The organism is Streptomyces sp. NPDC050806 (assembly GCF_055586425.1).
This window is the reverse complement of the sequence record NZ_JBVJIF010000011.1, coordinates 190,055-210,228: the sequence shown is the minus strand read 5'-3', so window position 1 is coordinate 210,228 and position 20,174 is coordinate 190,055. Positions and strand designations below refer to the sequence as shown.

Here is a 20,174-nt window from a genome sequence, read left to right as displayed (position 1 = left end):
TTCTACGAGCTTCCGAGGGGCGCACCGGGAGCGCACACCCCGCGCTCGGAGGCACCCTCCACAACCCCGGCCGGGCGCACCCCGGCTCCCGGTCAGTCCAGCAGCGCCCGCGCGAGCTGCCGGGACTGCGCGACCAGGCGGTCGTCGGCGTCCCAGACCTCGGCGTCCTCCTCCAGGAAGCCGCCGGCGAGGTTGCGCGTGGTGATGGAGACGCGGAGCGGGCCGGGCGCCGGGCGGCAGCGGATGTGGGTGGTCAGCTCCACGGTGGGGACCCAGCCCTTGAGGCCCATCTCGAAGGCGGTGGGCGGCAGCGCGTCGACCGTGAGGAGGAGGGAGAGCGGATCGGCGTCGCGGCCGTCGGCGAGGCCGAACCAGCCGCGCATCTCGCCGTTGCCGCTGGGCGCGCCGACGGCCCAGCCGCAGGTCGCGGGGTCCAGCCGGACGTCGAGCCGGGCGGTGATCGCCGAGCTGCCGGGAAGCGCGGGGCGGCCCCCGGGGGCGGCGTCGGCGCCGAAGCACTCCGCGTGCGCCGGCATGGCGGGCGGCTTGGCGGTGGTGCGCACGTCGTCCGGCAGCGCGTCGAGGTCGCCGTACGCGGCCAGCACGCGCAGCCGCTCGACCTCGGAACCGTCGTCCTCGAACTGGACGAGGGTCGCCGTGCCGGTGGACATGGTGCGGCCGGTGCGCACGACCTCGGTACGGATGACGGCCGGGCCCGGCCTGGACGCGGTGAGGTAGTGGGCGGTGACCGTCATCGGGTCCGGGTGCGGCAGCGCGTCACCCAGGGCGCGGCCCATCAGCGCGAGGAGGTAGCCCCCGTTGACCGCGTGGATGATCGTCCAGCCGGCCGAGAGCTCGGCGTCGTAGACGCCGGGAGAGCGGCGGACGATCGCCGTGTCGCGGTCGAACTCGCTGTTACCTATGGTCACCTGTGCCATGCGGTGCACGGTACATGGAATTATTACTGGCCGGTAGAGGCATCGGGATCCGTCCCGCCGCCCCCACCGGCCTCCGCCGCCGCCTCGCCCGCGGCTACGGCCCCCGCTACGGCAGCGCCGGCCTGCTGTCCGTGCGGAGCCAGGTGTCGAAGAGGTCGTCCAGCCGCTGCCCCGATATCCGTTCCGCCAGCGCGATGAACTGCGCGGTGGAGGCGTTGCCGTAGCGGTGCGCCCGCGTCCAGGCGGGCAGCAGCGCGAAGAACGCCTTGTCGCCGATGCGCTCGCGCAGCGCCTGCAGGGTCATGGCGCCGCGCTGGTACACCGCCGAGGCGAACATGGTGTCGCGCTGCGGGTCGCCGACCCGCACCTTCCAGAAGTCGGAGTCCGCGGGCCGCGCCGCGTACGCCTTCGCGAAGGACTCATGGGCGGTGGCCCCGCCCTTGTGCTCGTTCCACAGCCACTGCGCATACGTGGCGAAGCCCTCGTTGAACCAGATGTCCCGCCAGGAGGCCACCGACACCGAGTCGCCGAACCACTGGTGGGCCAGCTCGTGCACGATGGTGGACTCGTCGCGCACCGCGGAGTAGACGGGCTTGGACTGGGTCTCCAGGGAGAACTCCGCGTCCGGCATGTCGTCGACGATCGCGCCGGTCGTCTCGAAGGGGTACGGACCGAAGACCGTCGACCAGTAGTCGGTCGCCTCCGAGGTGACCTGGAAGAAGTCGACGCCGCCGGCGGGCAGCGTGGGGTCGCTGGCCACGTAGACGGGGATGCCGCCGGGCGTGGTGCCGGTCCGGACGTCGAACTTCCCGATGGTGGCGGTGGCGAGATAGGTGGCCATCGGCTTCGACTCGCGCCAGTGGGCGTAGGAGCGGCCGCGCTTCTCGTACGAGGCGACGAGCCTGCCGTTGGAGACACCGGTCAGGCCCTTCGGCGCGTCGATGCGGATGTCGTACGTCGCCTTGTCCCCCGGGTGGTCGCTGGAGGGGAACCAGGTGGACGCGCCGTTCGGCTCGCACGCGACGAACACGCCGTCCGGGGTCTTCATCCAGCCGTACGCCGAGCCGAAGACGATCGGGCCGCCGAGCGGTTCGGGGACACCGCCGTAGACGACGCGCACGGTGAAGCGCTCGCCCTTGTGGAGCGGGGACCGCGGGGTGACGGTCAGCTCGTCGCCGGAGCGCGTGAACCGGGCCCGTGCGCCGTCCACCCGGACCGACGTGACGTCGAGCTTCTGGAGGTCCAGGTCGAAGGAGCTGAGGGATTGCGTGGCCCGGGCGGTGAGCGTCGTCCGGCCGTCGAGCCGGTCGCTGTCCGGGGCGTAGCTGACGCCGAGGTCGTAGTGGAGGGCGTCGAAGCCGCCGTTGCCCAGGTGGGGGAAGTAGGGGTCACCCGCGCCGGGGGCGCCGGGCGAGGCGCCGGGCGCCGCGGCGACCGTGCACGCCGCCGCGACGGCGGTGGCCAGCGCGAGCAGGCGGGTTCTGTGGCGGCTGCGGCGGGTGCCACGTGCTGAACGGGAGAGTGCCATGGGTGAGCCGGTCCCTTCGAACGCACGGATGCTTCATGAACAACCGCGCCGACTCTGCACTCTTCCGTTCCGTCACACCCGTCACTTTGCCAACTCATCAGCCATTACTGGCTTGTTGACTCCTTACCGGTCGGCTTCGCCGGCTGCCCGGCGGCACCGTTGCCGGACACCCCGTCCGGGGCGTTCTCCGGGTGGTGGCACGCCACCCGGTGGCCCGTGCGCAGCGCCACCAGCGGCGGCTCCGTCGTGGTGCACACCTCCGTCGCCTTCCAGCAGCGCGTGCGGAAGCGACAGCCGGAGGGCGGGTTGATCGGCGAGGGCACGTCGCCCTTGAGCAGGATGCGGTCCCGCTCGGTGCGCCGCTTGGGGTCCGGTACGGGCACGGCGGAGAGCAGCGCCTTGGTGTACGGGTGCATCGGCGCGTCGTACAGGGAGTCGCGGTCCGCCAGCTCCACGATCTTGCCGAGGTACATCACCGCGATCCGGTCCGAGACGTGCCGGATGACCGAGAGGTCGTGCGCGATGATCACGTACGTCAGGCCCAGCTCGTCCTGGAGGTCGTCCATCAGGTTCACGACCTGGGCCTGGATGGAGACGTCCAGCGCGGAGACCGGCTCGTCGGCGACGACCAGCCTGGGCTTGAGGGCGAGCGCGCGGGCGATGCCGATGCGCTGGCGCTGGCCGCCGGAGAACTCGTGCGGGTACCGGTTGTAGTGCTCCGGGCTCAGGCCCACCAGCTCCAGCAGCCGCTGCACCTCCTTCTTCACCCCGCCCTCGGGCTCGACGTCCTGGAGCCGGAAGGGGGTGCCGATGATCCCGCCGATGGTGTGCCGCGGGTTCAGCGAGCCGTACGGGTCCTGGAAGATCATCTGGACGTCGCGGCGCATCGGGCGCATCCCGCCGGTCGACAGGTGCGTGATGTCCCGGCCCTCGAACTCGATGGTGCCGCCGGTCGGCTCGTCCAGCCGCGTGATCAGCCGGCCCATCGTCGACTTGCCGCAGCCGGACTCGCCGACCACGCCCAGCGTCTCGCCCGGGTACACGTCGAAGTCGATGCCGTCGACCGCCTGCACCGCGCCCACCTGGCGCTTCAGCAGCCCCTTGGTGATCGGGAAGTGGCGGACCAGGCCGCGCACCTTCAGCAGCGGTGCGGCCGCGGCCCCCTCGGAGGGTGCCGCCGCCGTCGTGTTCTTCGCGTCAGTCGTCTCGGTCACAGCTTCGGCGCAATCTCTTCGGTCCAGATCCGCTCCCGCTCCTCCGGCGCCATGTGGCAGGCGGAGAAGTGGCCTCCCCCGCCGGCTACGCCCTCATTGGCGGGGGTGCCCCCATTGCCGGCCTCGCGCAGCTCGGGGCGGACGGTACGGGTGAGGTTGTCCTTGGGCACGTCCGCGTACGGGCAGCGCGGGTTGAAGGCGCAGCCGGCCGGGACGTTGATCAGGCTGGGCGGGGATCCCTTGACCGGGATCAGGCGCTCGGTCTGCGCGCGGTCGATGCGCGGCATCGAGCCGAGCAGGCCCCAGGTGTAGGGGTGCTGCGGCTGGTAGAAGACCTTCTCGGCCGGGCCGCGCTCCACGCACCGCCCGCCGTACATCACCAGCAGGTCGTCCGCCAGCTCGGCGACCACGCCGAGGTCGTGGGTGATGATGACGACCGCCGAGCCGAACTCCTTCTGCAGGTCCCGGATCAGGTCCAGGATCTGCGCCTGGACGGTCACGTCCAGCGCGGTGGTGGGCTCGTCGGCGATCAGCAGCTCGGGGTTGTTGACCAGCGCCATCGCGATCATCGCGCGCTGCCGCATGCCGCCGGAGAACTGGTGCGGGTGGTCGTCCACCCGCTTGTCCGGCTGCGGGATGCCCACCCGGTCCAGCATCTCGACCGCCCGCTTGCGCGCGGTCTTCTTGTCCACGTCGTGGTGGACGCGGTACGCCTCCACGATCTGGTTGCCGACCGAGTAGTAGGGGTGCAGCGCGGACAGCGGATCCTGGAAGATCATCGCCATCTCCCTGCCGCGCAGCCGCCGTACGTCGTCGGGGTCGGCGCCGATCAGCTCCTTGCCGTCCAGCCAGATCTCGCCGGACATCCGGACCTTGCTGCGCTGCCGGCGCGAGGCCCGGTGCAGGCCCATCACGGCGAGCGAGGTGACGGACTTGCCGGAGCCGGACTCGCCGACGATGCCGAGGGTCTTGCCCTTCTCCAGCTTGAAGGAGAGGCCGTCGACGGACTTCACGACACCGTCGTCGGTCGGGAAGTGGACCTTCAGGTCGCGTACTTCGAGGAAGGCGGTGGGTTCCGCGCCGCCCTCCGCGACGGGCTCGGCGATCGCCGACGAGCCCGCGTCCGGGCCGGTCCTCGTCAGTTCTTCGGAGTCGGTCACGAGAGCCTCACCCGCGGGTCGACGGCGGCGTACAGGACGTCCACCACCAGGTTGCACAGGACGATGAAGAAGGCGGCGAGCAGGGTGACGCCGAGGATGTTGGGCAGGTCGTTGGCGGTGATCGCCTGGACGGCGAAGGCGCCGACGCCCTGGAGGGAGAAGACCTGCTCGGTGATGAGCGCGCCGCCCAGCAGCAGGCCGAGGTCCATGCCGAAGACGGTGATGATCGGCGTGAGCGCGGCGCGCAGGCCGTGCCGGACGACGACCTTGCGCTCGCGCAGGCCCTTGGCGCGCGCGGTGCGGATGAAGTCCTCGTTCAGCGTCTCCAGCATGCCCGCCCTGGTGAGCCGGGCGTACAGCGCCGAATAGAGGAACGCCAGGGTCACCCAGGGCAGGACCAGGGTGCGCGCCCACCCGAACGGATCCTCCAGCAGCGGTACGTAGTCACTGCGCTCGAAGATCGGCCACTGGTAGGTGAAGAGGGCCAGCGCCAGTGCGCCGGTGAAGAACATGGGGAGCGAGACACCGGCCAGTGCCACGCCCATCGCGGCGCGGTCGAAGAGCGAGCCGGGGCGCAGCGCGGAGAGCACGCCGGTGGCCACGCCGGAGACGACCCAGACCACCGCGGCACCGGCGGCCAGCGAGAGGGTCACCGGAAGCCGGGACTGGATCTCGGGCCAGACCTCGATGTGGGTCTTGAAGGAGTACCCGAAGCACGGCCGGTGGCAGTGCACCGCCTCGGGACCGAATTTGTAGTCGACGCCGACGAAGATGCCCTTGAGGAAGTCCCAGTACTGCTCGTACACCGGCTTGTCGAAGCCGAGGTTCTTCTTCACCGCGGCGATGTCCGCGGGCGTGGGTGCCTTGCCGATGTACTGCTGGGCGAGCTGGTCGCTGGTCTGCCCGGCCAGCTTCGGCAGCAGGAAGAAGATGCCGAAGGTGACCGCACTGACGATCAGCAGCAGGATCACTGCGCTGATCAGCCTGCGGATGATGTACGAGAACACGGGACTGCGGCGTCGGTGCCCGCCGGCCGCCGCCGGCGGGCACCAATGCCTTCACCTGCCTTCCGGGGCTGCTACTTCTTGACGCCGACGTTGAGGTAGTCGTACTGACCGCTGAAGGCCGAGGTGGACACCAGGTTCGTGGCCTCCGGCGAGCGGTACATCAGCACCTTGAAGTAGGTCAGCGGCACGATCACCGCCTGCTCCATCGTCTTCTTGTCGATCTCGGCGTACGCCTTCTCGCGCGCGGCCTGGTCGGTGTCGGCGATGGCGCTGTCGAGCAGCTTGTTGATCTCCGGGTCGTCCAGCTCGGAGAGGTTGGTGTTGCCGGACTGGCTGATCGCCTTGCCGTTCAGGATCTGCTGCAGATAGCCGTAGCCGGTCGGGAAGTCCGAGCCCCACTGCATCATGATCAGACCGACGTTGTTCTTCTTGTTGAACTTCGGCACACCGGCGTAGTCCGAGAAGTACTTGCTCGTCGGGTACTGCTGGATCTTGGCGTTGATGCCGATCTTCTTCAGCGAGTCGATGACCGTGGTGGCCGCGTCGACCTCGTCCTGGCGGTCGGAGCGGGCGAGGATGGTGGTGTCGGTCTTGCCGGCACCGCACTCCTTCCACTTCTTCTTCGCCTCGGTCAGGTCCAGCTTGTCCTTGGCGTCGTACTTCTGCGGGTACAGGTCGTACTTCTGGTACCCGGCGATGTCGGTCGGCAGGACGGTGGAGGCGATGTCACCGCGGATCGGGCCGCCGAGCGAGGTCTGCACGGCCTTCTTGTCGATCGCGTACTGGACGGCCTGGCGGCACTCCAGCTTGTCGAACGGCTTCACCTTGGAGTTGATCGCCGTGTAGACCAGCCGCTGGCCGAGCGCGTTGTCGGTGTTGGCCTTCTCCGAGCTGTTGGTCAGCAGCTGGGCCTGGGTCTGGCCGTCCACACCGCGGCCGGCGAGGTCGATGTGGGTGTTGCCGGACTTCAGGTCCTTGTCGATGGTCGACTGGGCGACCTTCATCTTCAGGACGATCTTGTCCGGGAGCTGCTTGCGCAGCGGGTCGGTCTTGGCGGACCACTGCGGGTTGCGCTCCAGGACGAGCTGCTTGCCCTCCTGGTAGCTCTTGAACTTGTAGCTGCCGGTGGAGACCACGGAGCGGGTGTACTCCGCGCCCTTGTCCTCGGCCTGCGGGACCGGGGCGGTCTGCGGCGCCGAGACCAGGTAGTCGAACTCCGCGAACGGCTTCTTCAGGTGGAAGACGACAGTGTGGTCGTCCGGCGTCTCGATGGACTTCAGCCCGGCCTTGGACTTGTCCTTGTACGGACCCTTGTACTTGTCGTCGTCCACCAGGAACTGCTGGAAGTAGTTCGGGCCGAGGGAGAGGGTGTCCCGCGCGAAGTTGGAGCGCTCGACCGCGTACTTGACGTCCTGCGAGGTGACTTCCTTGCCGTCCTCGTACTTCACGCCCTTGCGGATCTTGTACGTCCAGGTCTTGCCGCCGTCGGAGGGCTTGCCCATCGACTCGGCGAGGTCCGGCACCAGCTCGTTGCCCTTCTCGCCGGGGGCCGGCTTGAAGGTCGTCAGCGGACGCGCGTAGAGACGGCTGAAGTTGTAGATGAAGGCGTAGTACGTGTTGCCGGGGTCGAAGGACTCGGGGGCGTCACTGATCGCGTAGTTGAGCGTTCCGCCCTTCTCGTTCGAGGTGTTGACGATCCCCTTGGTGGCGGCGTTCGCCTCGGACGATCCGTTGGCGGAGTCCTTGCCGCCACTGCAGCCGGCCAGCAAAAGGCCCGCACTGGATATGGCCGCGATCGCCGCGACCGGGACTGACCTTCGCATGATGGTCGGTTTCCCCTTCGTTCGTCGGAAACTTCGGGTGGAACTGCCGGGACCGCCCGGGCGCCGCGGGAGCGGCGTCAGCGGCTGCGTGGGTCCAGCGCGTCCCGCAGACCGTCACCGAGGAGGTTGAACGCGAGTACGGTGACGAAGATCGCGAGGCCGGGGACGAGCATGTACTGCGGGTCGACCTCGTAGTACTTGACCGCCTGGTTGAGCATGCCGCCCCAGGAGGCCTGAGGGGGCTGGATACCGACACCGAGGAAGCTGAGGGCCGCCTCGAAGAGGATGTTGGAGGGGATCAGCAGCGTGGAGTAGACCACGATGGGCCCCACCAGGTTCGGCAGCAGCTCACGGAAGAGGATGAACGGTCCGCGCGCACCCATCCCCCGGGCCGCGTCGACGAATTCGCGCTCGCGCAGCGACAGGGTCTGCGCCCGCACGATGCGGCCCATGTAGGGCCAGTTGAAGAAGCCGATCACGAAGATCAGGACCGAGATGTGCAGCGGCAGGCCCTCCAGGCCGAAGGCGCCGCCCTGCAGCGAGGCGGAGATGGCGATGGCGAAGAGCAGCAGCGGGAACGCCAGGAAGACGTCCATCATCCGGCTGATCACGGCGTCCACCCGGCCGCGGTAGTAGCCCGCGACCACGCCGAGGACCGTGCCGATCGCCACCGACAGCAGGGTCGCGCCGAACGCGACGATCAGCGAGACCCAGGAGCCCTCCAGGACCCGGGCGAGCAGGTCGCGGCCGAACTTGGGGTCGACGCCGAGCGGGTGGTCCGCGCTCATGCCGCCGAAGTCGCCGAGCGGCAGGGTGGTGTTGGGGTCGATCAGCGACTGATTCGGCTCGTTCGGGTCCAGGCCGAGCAGCGACTGGAGGGGACGGGAGAGCGCGGCGATGACGATGAGGAGGATGACAACGATGGCACCCGCCACCGCGACCTTGTCGCGCTTGAAGCGCAGCCAGGCGATCTGGCCGAGCGAACGGCCTTCGATCCGCTTGCTCCCGACGCCTTCCAGCACCGCTTCCGGCTGCGCCTCAGCAGCCGCCCCGGTGGTCTCGATCGGTGCGGTCACAGTGCCTTTGACCCCTCTCGGCCCGCCCTGCGGCCGGCCACGCCCGCCGCGTCGGCGGCTCGGTTCACTCACTGGTGTGCACGCCGGCGGACGCCCGGAGGTCTTGCAGCTCATCGGTCTTCGGATGTCCGCGCGACAGCGGTCCAACTGCTCGTCGCACACGGGGTCTAGACCCCTGCTGCGGGAGTCTTCATCCGAGTCGCGATCAGTCACCAGTCCTGCCGAGGAAAGGATGCGCAACTGTGATGTGCTCCACGGCATACCGTTATACGGACATCACGGACGGCTGAGCGGTCCTGACAGCCGGTTCACGCCAGCCTCAACCGGGGTGCACACAGGGGCAATTCGGCACACTACGGCACACGGGAGGGCGGCTGGGGCCGCCGCGCTCCCGCCCGCGGGGGACGTCAGTGGGGGCCGGGGTAGCCGTAGCCGTACGAGGCGGCCGGAGCCGGAGCCGGGCCGTGCGCCCCACGGTCGAAGAAGGGGCGGGAGTAGGCCCGCATCCACATGGCCACGGGGTCGTACTCGTCCTCCATCGCCACCGTGGAGACCGGCAGTCCCTCCGGAACCGCGCCGATGGACTGCTGCATCATCAGCCGTACCGATTCCACCGCGGCCCGCCCCGTGTCGTACAGATCCAGGCCGACCGCGAGGTAGGGAACGCCGAGGGCGGGCTGCACCCAGGCCCGGCGCAGCGAGCGGACGGCGGGCGTGCGGTGCGCGTTCTGCCCGAGCAGGGCGTAGAACTGCGGGATCTCCACGACCGGCTCGGTGATCCGCAGGGGCCCCGCGGGCAGCCGGTCCAGGCCGCCGGCGATCCGGCGCAGGTCCAGCCAGGGGATGCCGACGCCGCCGCCGGGCGCGTGCGGGTTCAGCCAGAGGCCCCAGCGGTCGGGGTAGAGCGCGGCGGCGATCTCGGCGCCGGGCACGACCTCGTGGGCGCGGGTCCAGCCGCTGGCCGCCAGCTCGGCGGGGGAGGTCACGCACGGCGCGTAGCCGAGCCCGTCGACCTCCATGTTCCCGTACTGCGCATCGGGGGCCCCGGCCTGGCCCTGCCACAGCAGCATCCACACCTGGCCGCCGGACAGCGCCTGCAGCAGCGCCTCGTAGGCGTCGTACCGGCCGGGCGAGACCTGCTGCAGCACCTGCTCGACCTGGCCGGTCGCCGCTCCCTGATGCGCACCCGCGCTCACGTGTCCCCGTCCCTTCTCCCGTCGGGCACGTGGGGGTGCCCGCCCGTCATCCACCCAGCTTACGGGCCGGGTCCCGGCGTGGTCCGGGCGCGCACCGGCCGGTCCGGCACGGGCCGCGGCCGGCCCCGCCCGTCGGGGCTACCCGAGGTCCTGTGTGTAGAAGGGCCGCACGCGCTCCAGCATCCAGTCGACGACCGGGTCCTGTGCGATGTCCAGCATGACCAGCTGGACCGGCCAGGGCACCGCCACGGCGCCGAGCGCCCGGCCCAGCGCCCCGAGCGCGATGTCGCGCTGGGCCTGGTCCTGGAGGGCCGCCGCCGGGTCGGCGACCTGTACACCGACGAAGAGGGTGGGCGCGTCGCCCTCGATGTTGGCCAGGCAGCGGCGGGCGGTGGTGACGTGCGGTACGCCGGAGAACTCCAGGCCCGCCGCGGCCAGGAAGTCCACCGGCTCGTCCTGCCAGTCCGGCTCGTACAGCCGCACCCGGCCGCCGGACGGCAGCCCCTCGCGGGGCACGTCACCGCGGCACAGCTCGGCCACGGCGGGCGGCGGGAGCGGGACGCCGACCGTGCCGTCCGGGTTCACCGCGATACCGATCTTCGGCGGCAGGCCGCGGGCGAACTCGCGGGCCGGTGCCACCGTGAAGGACATGTGCGCGCCGACGACCCGCAGGAACTCCTGCTCGGAGCTGAAGACGGGCACGTACGCCAGGCCGTCGGGCAGCTCCACGGTGGGCAGGTCCAGGCCGGGCGCGCCGAAGCCGGCGCTCTCGGGGCCGCCGCCCTTGGGCAGCGGCACCCATATCCGGCTGCGGCCGAGCACCTCGACGATCCGGGCGCCGGCCCCGGGATGACCCACCGACGCCGCGAGCACTTCCTCCAGCTCGTTGGCCGGCCAGGCCAACTGCGGAATGCTCTGCTCGAAAACGCCCTGACCGGGGATGCTCTGCTCCGGAATGTCCATGGTCACCCACCCGCTTCGTACCGCACTGCCTGATCGAAAACCCTAGCGGCCCGCCGCGGGCGCTTCGCCCCCCGTCCCGAAGCCCGGACAGGAGACGCGGCAGTGTCTGCCCAGGCTCTCAGCCGAACGTCGTGCGTTCCAGTGCCTCGGCCGCCCGCCGGTCCAGCAGCACCGTGGCCGTGAACCCCTTCGGCAGCCGGGCCGCCCGGGCCCTGGCGAGCAGCCGGCGCACCGCGCGCCGGTGCCGCGCGAAGGCGTAGCCGGACACCCCGCGGCCCCTGGCCCGCTGTCCGGACAGCGCGACGCCGGCGGGCACGTCGAGCAGCAGCAGGTGCAGCTCGCGGCCGTCCCGCCGGGCGGTGCGCGCGATCCAGCGGCGCACCCAGGCGACCGTGCCGCAGTCGTGCACCACGACGCTGCCGCCGGAGCGCAGCGCCTGCCACAGGCCGTGGTAGTGCGCGATCCGCACCAGCGGTCGGAGCAGGCCGTACGGCAGCGCGCCGAGCCGGCCGGCCTCCCAGCGCTCCCGTACGTCCTGGGAGTCGATGCGGTGGACGGGCACCCCGGCCCGGTCCAGCGCCGGGACCACGCGCTGCATCAGCGTGCTCTTGCCGCCGCCGGGCAGGCCCGAGACGACCACCAGGCAGCGCGCGGGAAAGTCCAGCTCGCGGACGCGCGCTTCTCCCTCCGCGCCGCGCAGGTCCGTCACGCGGGCGCCGCGGCCCGGACGCACCACCGCCTTGGGTGTGCGGGCGCGGCGGGGCACCGCGCCGCGCGCGACCCCTGCCGACGTCGCATATACGGCTTGCCTCTGCACCGTGATCGCCCTCCCCGTTCCGTTCACTGCCGCCCCCCTACCCGCAGAGTGTCAAGAAAAGGTAATGAGCTTCAAGCGGAGGGCAGGTCGTGGCGGGTTGGCCCCCGGCCGTCGGGGCGGCGCGGGCCGGGGCTCCTGCATCCGGCGATCCCGTGCAATGATGTGCGCGCCGGACGCCGCACCCGACGCCGGCCGCCAACTGCATACCGGCCGCTTGAATCCGCGCGGGAGAGTTCCCGCCAGGCCACGGCGGGGCGCCGAAGGAGCAAGTCCTCCCTTGAATCTCTCAGGCCCCTGTACTGCGCGGACGAGGCAGATCTGAAAAGCGGGCCGCACGCCGGTGCGGCCCCACCCAAGGTGCAAGCCGAGGCCCCGATGGGGGCTGTCGGTGAACCTCTCAGGTTCCGATGACAGATGGGGAGACGTCCGATACGTCCCTGTCGTCTGTCCATCCCGGGAGCCCGCATGACCGACCCCCGCCACACCGCGCTCGATGCCACGCATCGCGCGCTCGGCGCGACCATGACCGACTTCGCCGGCTGGGACATGCCGCTGCGCTACGGCAGCGAGCGCGACGAGCACGTCGCCGTCCGCACCCGCGCCGGCCTCTTCGACCTCTCGCACATGGGCGAGATCACCGTCACCGGGCCGCAGGCCGCCGACCTCCTGGACCACGCGCTGGTCGGCAACATCGGCTCGGTCAAGCCCGGCCGCGCCCGGTACACGATGATCTGCCAGGAGGACGGCGGGATCCTGGACGACCTGATCGTCTACCGGCTGGGCGACCGGGAGTACATGGTCGTCGCCAATGCCTCCAACGCGCAGACCGTGCTGGACGCGCTGATCGCCCGGCAGGCCGGCTTCGACGCCGCCGTACGGGACGACCGCGACGCGTACGCGCTGCTCGCCGTCCAGGGCCCGGAGTCCGCCGGGATCCTGAAGAGCCTTACGGACGCCGACCTGGACGGGCTGAAGTACTACGCGGGCCTGCCCGGCACCGTCGCGGGCGTCTCCGCGCTGATCGCCCGGACCGGCTACACCGGCGAGGACGGCTTCGAGCTGTTCGTCCGGCCCGCCGACGCGGTCGCCCTCTGGGAGGCGCTGACCGAGGCCGGCAAGGACGCGGGCCTGGTCCCCTGCGGCCTGTCCTGCCGCGACACGCTGCGCCTGGAGGCGGGCATGCCGCTGTACGGGAACGAGCTGAGCACCTCCCTGACGCCGTTCGACGCGGGCCTCGGCCGAGTTGTGAAGTTCGAGAAGCCCGGGAACGACGGCCGCTTCGTGGGCCGGGACGCGCTGGCGGCCGCCGCCGAGCGGGCCGAGCAGAACCCGCCGCGCAAGCTCGTCGGGCTGATCGCCGAGGGCCGCCGGGTGCCGCGCGCCGGCTACCCCGTCGTGGACGCGGAGGGCACCGCCATCGGCACCGTCACCTCCGGTGCCCCCTCCCCCACGCTCGGTAAGCCGATCGCGATGGCGTACGTGGACGCGGCGCACGCCGAGCCCGGTACGAAGGGGGTGGCGGTCGACATCCGCGGCAAGCACGAGCCGTACGACGTCGTCGCGCTGCCCTTCTACAAGCGGGAGAAGTGACCGCACGGCACGCTCCGGCCAGGAGAAATGACCGCGGGACGGCCGTCCTGCCGGTAGAAGTGACGCAGTCGCGTCTCACCTGTCAAGACCCTCTGCACGATCATTCCCCCGCATCCAGGAGAATCGAACCATGAGCAACCCCCAGCAGCTCCGCTACAGCAAGGAGCACGAGTGGCTGTCGGCCGCCGCGGACGGCGTCTCGACGGTCGGCATCACCGAGCACGCGGCCAACGCGCTCGGCGATGTGGTCTTTGCCCAGCTCCCCGACGTCGGCGAGACCGTCACCGCGGGCGAGTCCTGCGGCGAGCTGGAGTCGACCAAGTCCGTCAGCGATCTCTACTCCCCGGTCGACGGTGAGGTCACGGAGATCAACGAGGACGTGGTGGCCGACCCGTCGCTGGTGAATTCCGCCCCGTTCGAGGGCGGCTGGCTGTTCAAGGTGAAGCTGAGCGGCGAGCCGGAGGACCTGCTCTCCGCCGACGAGTACACCGCTTTCACCGCCGGCTGACCTGCCCGCCGTACCGAGAGGGCCCGCCGCCCGCTCGGCAGCTCCCACCCAGGAAGACTCATGTCGCTTCTGAACAGCTCCCTCCATGAGCTCGACCCCGACGTCGCCGCCGCTGTCGACGCCGAACTCCACCGTCAGCAGTCCACCCTCGAAATGATCGCGTCGGAGAACTTCGCTCCCGCCGCCGTCATGGAGGCCCAGGGCTCGGTCCTCACCAACAAGTACGCCGAGGGCTACCCGGGCCGCCGCTACTACGGCGGCTGCGAGCACGTCGACGTCACCGAGCAGATCGCGATCGACCGGGTCAAGGAGCTGTTCGGCGCCGAGTACGCCAACGTGCAGCCGCACTCCGGTGCCTCCGCCAACCAGGCGGCCCTCTTCGCGATCGCCCAGCCCGGCGACACCATCCTCGGCCTGGACCTGGCGCACGGCGGGCACCTCACGCACGGCATGCGCCTGAACTTCTCCGGCAAGCAGTTCAACGTGGTCGCCTACCACGTGGACGAGGCCGGCCTGGTCGACATGGCCGAGGTCGAGCGCCTGGCCAAGGAGAACAGCCCCAAGGTGATCATCGCGGGCTGGTCCGCCTACCCGCGACAGCTGGACTTCGCCGAGTTCCGCCGGATCGCCGACGAGGTCGGCGCGAAGCTGTGGGTCGACATGGCGCACTTCGCCGGTCTCGTCGCCGCCGGGCTGCACCCGAACCCGGTGCCCTACGCGGACGTGGTCACCTCCACCACGCACAAGACGCTCGGCGGCCCGCGCGGCGGCATCATCCTGGCCCGCAACAAGGACTTCGCGAAGAAGCTGAACTCCGCGGTCTTCCCCGGTTTCCAGGGCGGCCCCCTGGAGCACGTGATCGCGGCCAAGGCGGTCTCCTTCAAGGTCGCCGCCTCGGAGGACTTCAAGGAGCGCCAGCAGCGCACCGTCGAGGGCGCCCGGCTCCTCGCCGAGCGCCTGACGTCCCCGGACGCGCGTGAGGCCGGCGTCAACGTGCTGTCAGGCGGCACCGACGTGCACCTGGTCCTGGTCGACCTGCGCGACAGCGAGCTGGACGGCCAGCAGGCCGAGGACCGCCTCCACGAGGTCGGCATCACGGTCAACCGCAACGCCGTCCCGAACGACCCGCGGCCCCCGATGGTCACCTCGGGTCTGCGGATCGGCACCCCGGCGCTGGCCACTCGCGGCTTCCGGGCCGAGGACTTCCGCGAGGTCGCCGACATCATCGCGCTGGCGCTGAAGCCGGAGTACGACGCGGCGGCGCTGAAGACCCGCGTCACCGCGCTGGCGGACAAGCACCCGCTGTACCCCGGCCTGGCCAAGTAAGGCAACCGGGCGGTCGCACGGGCTTCACGGGCCCGGGGCAGGATGTGTCCCGGGCCCGTGGTGTGCGCGCCCGCTCACGGGGAACCCGTGTCACGAGCCTCACGGGTGGCTTCGCCCGCACATGCACCGTCCGTCCCCCGGGCGCGTTACGCTCGACAACCGGTACCGATCCGACAACCGGCACATGCCGTCCGCCGGCGCAGAAACGTCACATCTCTTCGGCCGCCCGGCCCCCCTCGCCCACCGGCGCGTGCTGTCGCACGGCCGCGCACGACCGCCCACCACGAGCCGACAAAGGAGTCCGCCACCGTGGCCATCTCCGTCTTCGACCTTTTCTCCATCGGCATCGGCCCGTCCTCCTCCCATACGGTCGGCCCGATGCGCGCGGCGCGGATGTTCGTCGGCCGCCTCAAGAAGGACGGCCTCCTCGCGCAGACCACCTCCGTACGGGCCGAGCTGTTCGGCTCGCTCGGCGCCACCGGGCACGGCCACGGCACCCCCAAGGCCGTCCTGCTCGGCCTGGAGGGCCACTCCCCGCGCAGCGTGGACGTCGAGCGGGCCGACGACATGGTCGAGCGCATCCGCACCACCAAGCGGCTGCGGCTGCTGGACGCCGAGATAGGCGATGCGCATGAGATCGACTTCGACGAGTCGACCGAGCTGATCCTGCACCGCCGCCGCTCGCTGCCGTACCACGCCAACGGCATGACGCTCTTCGCGTACGACGAGCACGGCGCCCCGCTGCTGGAGAAGACGTACTACTCGGTCGGCGGCGGCTTCGTCGTCGACGAGGACGCGGTCGGCGCCGACCGGATCGTCCTCGACGACACCGTTCTGAAGTACCCCTTCCGCACCGGCGACGAGTTGCTGCGGCTCGCCCGGGAGACCGGCCTGTCGATCTCCGCGCTGATGCTGGAGAACGAGAAGGCCTGGCGGACCGAGGAGGAGATCCGCGCCGGGCTGCTGGAGATCTGGCACGTCATGCAGGCGTGCGTCGCCCGCGGCACCAGCCGCGAGGGCATCCTGCCCGGCGGCCTGAAGGTGCGCCGGCGCGCCGCGAACGCCGCCCGCGCGCTGCGCGCCGAGGGGGACCCGCAGGCGCACGCCATGGAGTGGATCACGCTCTACGCGATGGCCGTCAACGAGGAGAACGCGGCGGGCGGCCGGGTCGTGACCGCACCCACCAACGGCGCGGCCGGCATCATCCCCGCCGTTCTGCACTACTACATGAACTTCGTGCCCGGCGGATCCTCACAGGAGGAGAAGGACGAGGGCGTGGTCCGCTTCCTGCTGGCCGCGGGCGCCATCGGCATGCTCTTCAAGGAGAACGCCTCGATCTCCGGCGCCGAGGTCGGCTGCCAGGGCGAGGTCGGCTCGGCCTGCTCGATGGCGGCGGGCGGCCTCGCCGAGGTGCTGGGCGGCTCCCCGGAGCAGGTGGAGAACGCCGCGGAGATCGGCATGGAGCACAACCTCGGCCTGACCTGCGACCCGGTCGGCGGCCTGGTCCAGATCCCGTGCATCGAACGCAACGGCATGGCCTCGGTGAAGGCGGTCACGGCGGCCCGTATGGCGCTGCGCGGCGACGGCCGGCACCATGTCTCCCTCGACAAGGTCATCAAGACCATGAAGGACACCGGCGCCGACATGAGCGTCAAGTACAAGGAGACCGCGCGCGGCGGGCTCGCGGTCAACATCATCGAGTGCTGAACGGGCCGCCCGGCCACCGGCGTACGCGCCGCCACTCCCGCCCATTCCCCATGTGATCCAGATCACGGAATGGCCCCGGGAGTTCGGGGCAGGCGACGCTGGTGATTCTCGTAATGCTGATCATGATTGCCGCCCTGACCGCGCTGGTGGCGCGCTACGCGCCCCGCCCTCCGGCCTGACTGCTCATCCCCGACAGCGGGTCCGATCCCTTTCCGGGTCGGACCCGTTGCCGTTTTTTGCTTGCGCGCCCGGCCCGCACCCCGTATCCGTATTACCCACGGGAACTCCCGTACGCCGGGAGGCGTTTGGCCACCGACGGCACTTGTCGCACAGCGTGCACAGCCGTCGTGCACGGGGGACGTCGAGGGGAGCGACGAAGCACGACCAGAGGGCAAGAGCACCTTTGAGGCCCGGCGTCAGCGGGCATGCCCATGAAGGCGGACCGTAGTGACGCTTGGTAATCGCACGGTTGCGGGAGGAGTGCAATGCTGCACGGCGTCGATGTCAGCTCGTATCAGCCCACCTACTCCACGAAGGGCCTGGACTTCGTCTTCATCAAGGCGACGGAGGGCCGTTCCTACATCAATCCGCATCAGAGTTCGCAGGCTTCGCGGGCCCGCGAGGCCGGCTGCGTGGTCGGCTTCTACCACTTCCTGTGGCCGGGGAACATCGCGGCGCAGGCCCGGTACTTCGTCGAGAAGTGCGCGTCCAGACTGGGCGACGTCCTGATCGTCGACTGGGAGCGCACCAGCGCCGGGACCTACGCGAGCAACGCGCAGAAGGACCAGTTCATCCGCGAGGTGAAGGCCCTGCGCCCGGACCGCCATCAGGTGCTCCTGTACTGCAACCGCGACTTCTGGCTCAACCACGACACCACGTCCTACGCGGGCGACGGCCTGTGGATCGCCGACTACGTCAAGGCCGGACATCCGCGGATCAAGGCGAAGTGGCGCTTCCACCAGTACACCGACACCCCGCTCGACAAGAACGTCGGCCAGTTCTCCAGCAGGGCCGCGCTGAAGAAGTGGGCGAACGAAGAATAGAGTTTCCTCGTACGTATGCGCCTGTGCGCCGGTGCCGCCCGCCCCTCCGCACGCCCTGGCGCCACAGCGAGACCACGAGGAGCCACTGTGACCGACCCGGCGTCCATGAGCCTGCAGCAGGAGATCGCCCGGGATCTCCAGGTGTCCGCGTCCTTCGACGCCCAGGAGGAGATCGAGCGCCGGGTGGCCTTCCTCGCCGAGCGGCTGACGAGCACGGGGCTGCGCTCCCTGGTGCTCGGCATCAGCGGCGGCGTGGACTCCACCACCGCGGGCCGGCTCTGCCAGCTCGCGGTGGAGCGGGCCCGTGAGGCGGGCCACGACGCCACGTTCTACGCCATGCGGCTGCCCTACGGCGTGCAGGCCGACGAGCACGACGCGCAGCTCGCGCTCTCCTTCATCAAGGCGGACGAGGTGCTCACCGTCGACGTGAAGGCGGCCAGCGACGCGGCCCTGCAGGCCGTGCTGGACTCCGGCGTCCCCTTCCGCGACGAGCACCACCAGGACTTCGTCCAGGGCAACATCAAGGCCCGGCAGCGCATGATCGCGCAGTACGCGGTGGCCGGTGCCCGGGACGGCCTGGTCGTCGGCACCGACCACGCCGCCGAGGCGGTGACGGGCTTCTTCACCAAGTTCGGCGACGGCGCGGCGGACGTGGTGCCGCTGACCGGCCTGACCAAGCGGCGGGTGCGCGCGGTGGCCGACGCGCTGGGTGCCCCCGCCGAGCTGGTCTGGAAGGTCCCGACCGCCGACCTGGAGACGCTGTCCCCGGGCAAGGCCGACGAGGACGCGCTCGGCGTCACGTACGACGCGCTCGACGACTTCCTGGAGGGCAAGCCGGTCAGCGAGCAGACGTTCGACACGATCGTGCGCCGCTACCGCCTCACCGCCCACAAGCGCGAGCTGCCGATCGCGCCCTGAGCCGACGCGGACGCCGACGCGGGCGCCGGGGCCGGGACCGGGCGCGGGCACGGGCGTGCCCGGGCCGGCCCGGCGGCCGGGGGCGGGACGTCCGGCGCCCGTCGCCGGCGTCCCGCCCGTCACTCGGACGTCATGCCTCCGCAAGGGGGGCTTCGGCTCCGCGGTGGTGAATCGTGGCCGAGGGCGGGCATGCATCGGCGCATGGGATGCCACGAAGTGCGATCGGAAGATCAACTGTCAGTGGGTGCGCCTACGCTCCGGGGCATGAGTTACGCAGACCTGCGCGAACTCCAGACCGCGCTCACTCTCGCCGCCGACCTCGCCTCGGGCCTGCAGCAGGCCCCCAGCCGGCAGGACGCCGACCGGCTCGTCGACGTCCTGCGGCAGGCCCTGACCACCGCCGGATCGCTCGGCACCGAGACCGGACCCGCCGCCGGCCCGACCGGCTGCGCCGCCCATCCGCACGGCGCCGTCGACCCGCTGTACGGCGACCCCGAGGATCCACTGCCGCCCGGCTACGGCAAGTGCCTGCTGTGCAACGACCGCCGGCGCCGGGCGGACGCGCACCCGCATCCGCCGCTGCGCCGCAGCGCCTGACCCGGCCCGCCGCCCCGGCTCAGCGCACCAGCCCCAGGTCGTGGAAGAGCTGGTAGCGGCCGGGGGCGACCGGCAGGAAGGCGTGCAGCCCCGCCTCCAGGAAGACGGCCACCGCGCTCACCGCGACGACCGCCCCGGCGAGGAACAGCACGCCCACCCCGGCCGCGTGGTGCGCGCCCCGCACGGGGATCCGCCGGGCCGTGGTGAGGTGCGAGGTGACCAGCACGGCCCCGATCGCGAGCACCGACGCCTGGAAGAAGAACCACGCCCAGACATCGGACGGCACGCCCCGCACGATGCTGCCGTACGCCCCCGCCGGTGCGTCGGCGGCCGCCCCGGCGCCGTCACCGGCGAGCAGGTACAGCAGCGCCTGCCGCCCCACCACCAGCGCACCGGCCGTACAGCCGACGAGCGCGAGCCCCCACCCCATGAGGTAGTCCCGGCGTGGCACCGTGCCGCTCAGCCCCTGCCGGACGATGTGGGCGGCGCCCAGCAGCGCCAGCACCATGAACATCCGCTGGACGACGCAGAGCGGGCACGGGTGTTCGCCCCGGGCGAGCTGGAGGTAGAGCCCGCCGCCGAGGACGGCGGTCCAGCCGGCCGTGAAGAGGCAGGCGAACCAGTACTGCGCGCGGGCGATGACGCCCGGCGGACCGGTCTCCAGCGCGGGGATCGCCGGCGTGCTCAGCGGCGTGGTCATCCGCCCGGTCAGTAGTGCGCTCATGAGCGAGAAGATCTCCGGTCCAGTCGGTTCCGGCCCGCC

Annotated in this window: 18 protein-coding genes and 1 riboswitch; of the genes, 7 read left to right on the top strand and 11 right to left on the bottom strand. The window is 71.0% G+C overall.

The window, feature by feature from the left end; all coding sequences use genetic code 11:
• Positions 1-92 precede the first annotated feature (92 nt).
• From ACZ6WH_RS32565 to ACZ6WH_RS32520, 10 genes are all read right to left on the bottom strand, one after another.
• Positions 93-938, bottom strand: coding sequence for a thioesterase family protein (locus ACZ6WH_RS32565; RefSeq protein WP_432858993.1), 846 nt, complete (start codon positions 936-938; stop codon positions 93-95).
• A gap of 106 nt (positions 939-1,044) precedes the next feature.
• Positions 1,045-2,466: a M1 family metallopeptidase gene (locus tag ACZ6WH_RS32560; RefSeq protein ID WP_469732978.1), complete on the bottom strand. Its 1,422-nt coding sequence runs from the start codon at positions 2,464-2,466 to the stop codon at positions 1,045-1,047.
• A 104-nt stretch (positions 2,467-2,570) separates the two neighbouring features.
• Entirely contained in the window at positions 2,571-3,680 is a 1,110-nt protein-coding gene (locus ACZ6WH_RS32555; protein ID WP_469732976.1) for an ABC transporter ATP-binding protein, read from the bottom strand.
• The gene (locus tag ACZ6WH_RS32550) at positions 3,677-4,840 is read right to left on the bottom strand and encodes an ABC transporter ATP-binding protein (RefSeq protein WP_469732974.1); all 1,164 of its coding nucleotides are present in this window, start codon (positions 4,838-4,840) and stop codon (positions 3,677-3,679) included. The genes ACZ6WH_RS32555 and ACZ6WH_RS32550 overlap by 4 nt, the downstream gene beginning before the upstream one ends.
• Positions 4,837-5,847, bottom strand: coding sequence for an ABC transporter permease (locus tag ACZ6WH_RS32545; protein ID WP_432858987.1), 1,011 nt, complete (start codon positions 5,845-5,847; stop codon positions 4,837-4,839). The genes ACZ6WH_RS32550 and ACZ6WH_RS32545 overlap by 4 nt, the downstream gene beginning before the upstream one ends.
• Positions 5,848-5,918: 71 nt before the next feature.
• Positions 5,919-7,670, bottom strand: a complete 1,752-nt coding sequence (locus ACZ6WH_RS32540; protein WP_469732972.1) for an ABC transporter substrate-binding protein — start codon at positions 7,668-7,670, stop codon at positions 5,919-5,921.
• 77 nt (positions 7,671-7,747) lie between these two features.
• Positions 7,748-8,746 (bottom strand): ABC transporter permease, encoded by a 999-nt coding sequence (locus tag ACZ6WH_RS32535; protein WP_469732970.1) that lies wholly within the window; start codon positions 8,744-8,746, stop codon positions 7,748-7,750.
• 407 nt (positions 8,747-9,153) lie between these two features.
• Positions 9,154-9,942 carry an enhanced serine sensitivity protein SseB C-terminal domain-containing protein gene (locus ACZ6WH_RS32530; protein ID WP_469732968.1) on the bottom strand — a complete coding sequence of 263 codons (789 nt, stop codon included), beginning with the start codon at positions 9,940-9,942 and terminating at the stop codon, positions 9,154-9,156.
• Between the two features lie 138 nt (positions 9,943-10,080).
• Positions 10,081-10,905: an enhanced serine sensitivity protein SseB gene (locus tag ACZ6WH_RS32525; protein ID WP_432864721.1), complete on the bottom strand. Its 825-nt coding sequence runs from the start codon at positions 10,903-10,905 to the stop codon at positions 10,081-10,083.
• Between the two features lie 118 nt (positions 10,906-11,023).
• A complete protein-coding gene (locus ACZ6WH_RS32520) occupies positions 11,024-11,722 on the bottom strand; it encodes a P-loop nucleotide/nucleoside kinase family protein (protein WP_469732966.1) in 699 nt (232 codons plus the stop codon).
• Between the two features lie 215 nt (positions 11,723-11,937).
• A riboswitch (glycine riboswitch) is annotated at positions 11,938-12,034 on the top strand.
• A gap of 153 nt (positions 12,035-12,187) precedes the next feature.
• Here ACZ6WH_RS32520 and gcvT point away from each other — a divergent pair.
• From gcvT to ACZ6WH_RS32485, 7 genes are all read left to right on the top strand, one after another.
• Positions 12,188-13,312, top strand: coding sequence for a glycine cleavage system aminomethyltransferase GcvT (gene gcvT / locus ACZ6WH_RS32515; RefSeq protein ID WP_469732964.1), 1,125 nt, complete (start codon positions 12,188-12,190; stop codon positions 13,310-13,312).
• Between the two features lie 130 nt (positions 13,313-13,442).
• Complete coding sequence (gene gcvH, locus ACZ6WH_RS32510) at positions 13,443-13,820, top strand: glycine cleavage system protein GcvH (RefSeq protein ID WP_469732962.1); 378 nt, start codon at positions 13,443-13,445, stop codon at positions 13,818-13,820.
• A gap of 60 nt (positions 13,821-13,880) precedes the next feature.
• The gene (glyA, locus tag ACZ6WH_RS32505) at positions 13,881-15,146 is read left to right on the top strand and encodes a serine hydroxymethyltransferase (protein WP_469732960.1); all 1,266 of its coding nucleotides are present in this window, start codon (positions 13,881-13,883) and stop codon (positions 15,144-15,146) included.
• A gap of 309 nt (positions 15,147-15,455) precedes the next feature.
• Positions 15,456-16,853 (top strand): L-serine ammonia-lyase, encoded by a 1,398-nt coding sequence (locus ACZ6WH_RS32500; RefSeq protein WP_432858973.1) that lies wholly within the window; start codon positions 15,456-15,458, stop codon positions 16,851-16,853.
• 485 nt (positions 16,854-17,338) lie between these two features.
• Complete coding sequence (locus ACZ6WH_RS32495) at positions 17,339-17,896, top strand: GH25 family lysozyme (RefSeq protein ID WP_469732957.1); 558 nt, start codon at positions 17,339-17,341, stop codon at positions 17,894-17,896.
• An 87-nt stretch (positions 17,897-17,983) separates the two neighbouring features.
• The gene (nadE, locus tag ACZ6WH_RS32490; protein ID WP_469732955.1) at positions 17,984-18,814 is read left to right on the top strand and encodes an ammonia-dependent NAD(+) synthetase; all 831 of its coding nucleotides are present in this window, start codon (positions 17,984-17,986) and stop codon (positions 18,812-18,814) included.
• 264 nt (positions 18,815-19,078) lie between these two features.
• Positions 19,079-19,411 carry a hypothetical protein gene (locus ACZ6WH_RS32485; RefSeq protein WP_469732953.1) on the top strand — a complete coding sequence of 111 codons (333 nt, stop codon included), beginning with the start codon at positions 19,079-19,081 and terminating at the stop codon, positions 19,409-19,411.
• Between the two features lie 19 nt (positions 19,412-19,430).
• Here ACZ6WH_RS32485 and ACZ6WH_RS32480 read toward each other — a convergent pair whose 3' ends face one another.
• Complete coding sequence (locus tag ACZ6WH_RS32480) at positions 19,431-20,135, bottom strand: disulfide bond formation protein B (protein ID WP_469732951.1); 705 nt, start codon at positions 20,133-20,135, stop codon at positions 19,431-19,433.
• Positions 20,136-20,174: the final 39 nt, after the last annotated feature.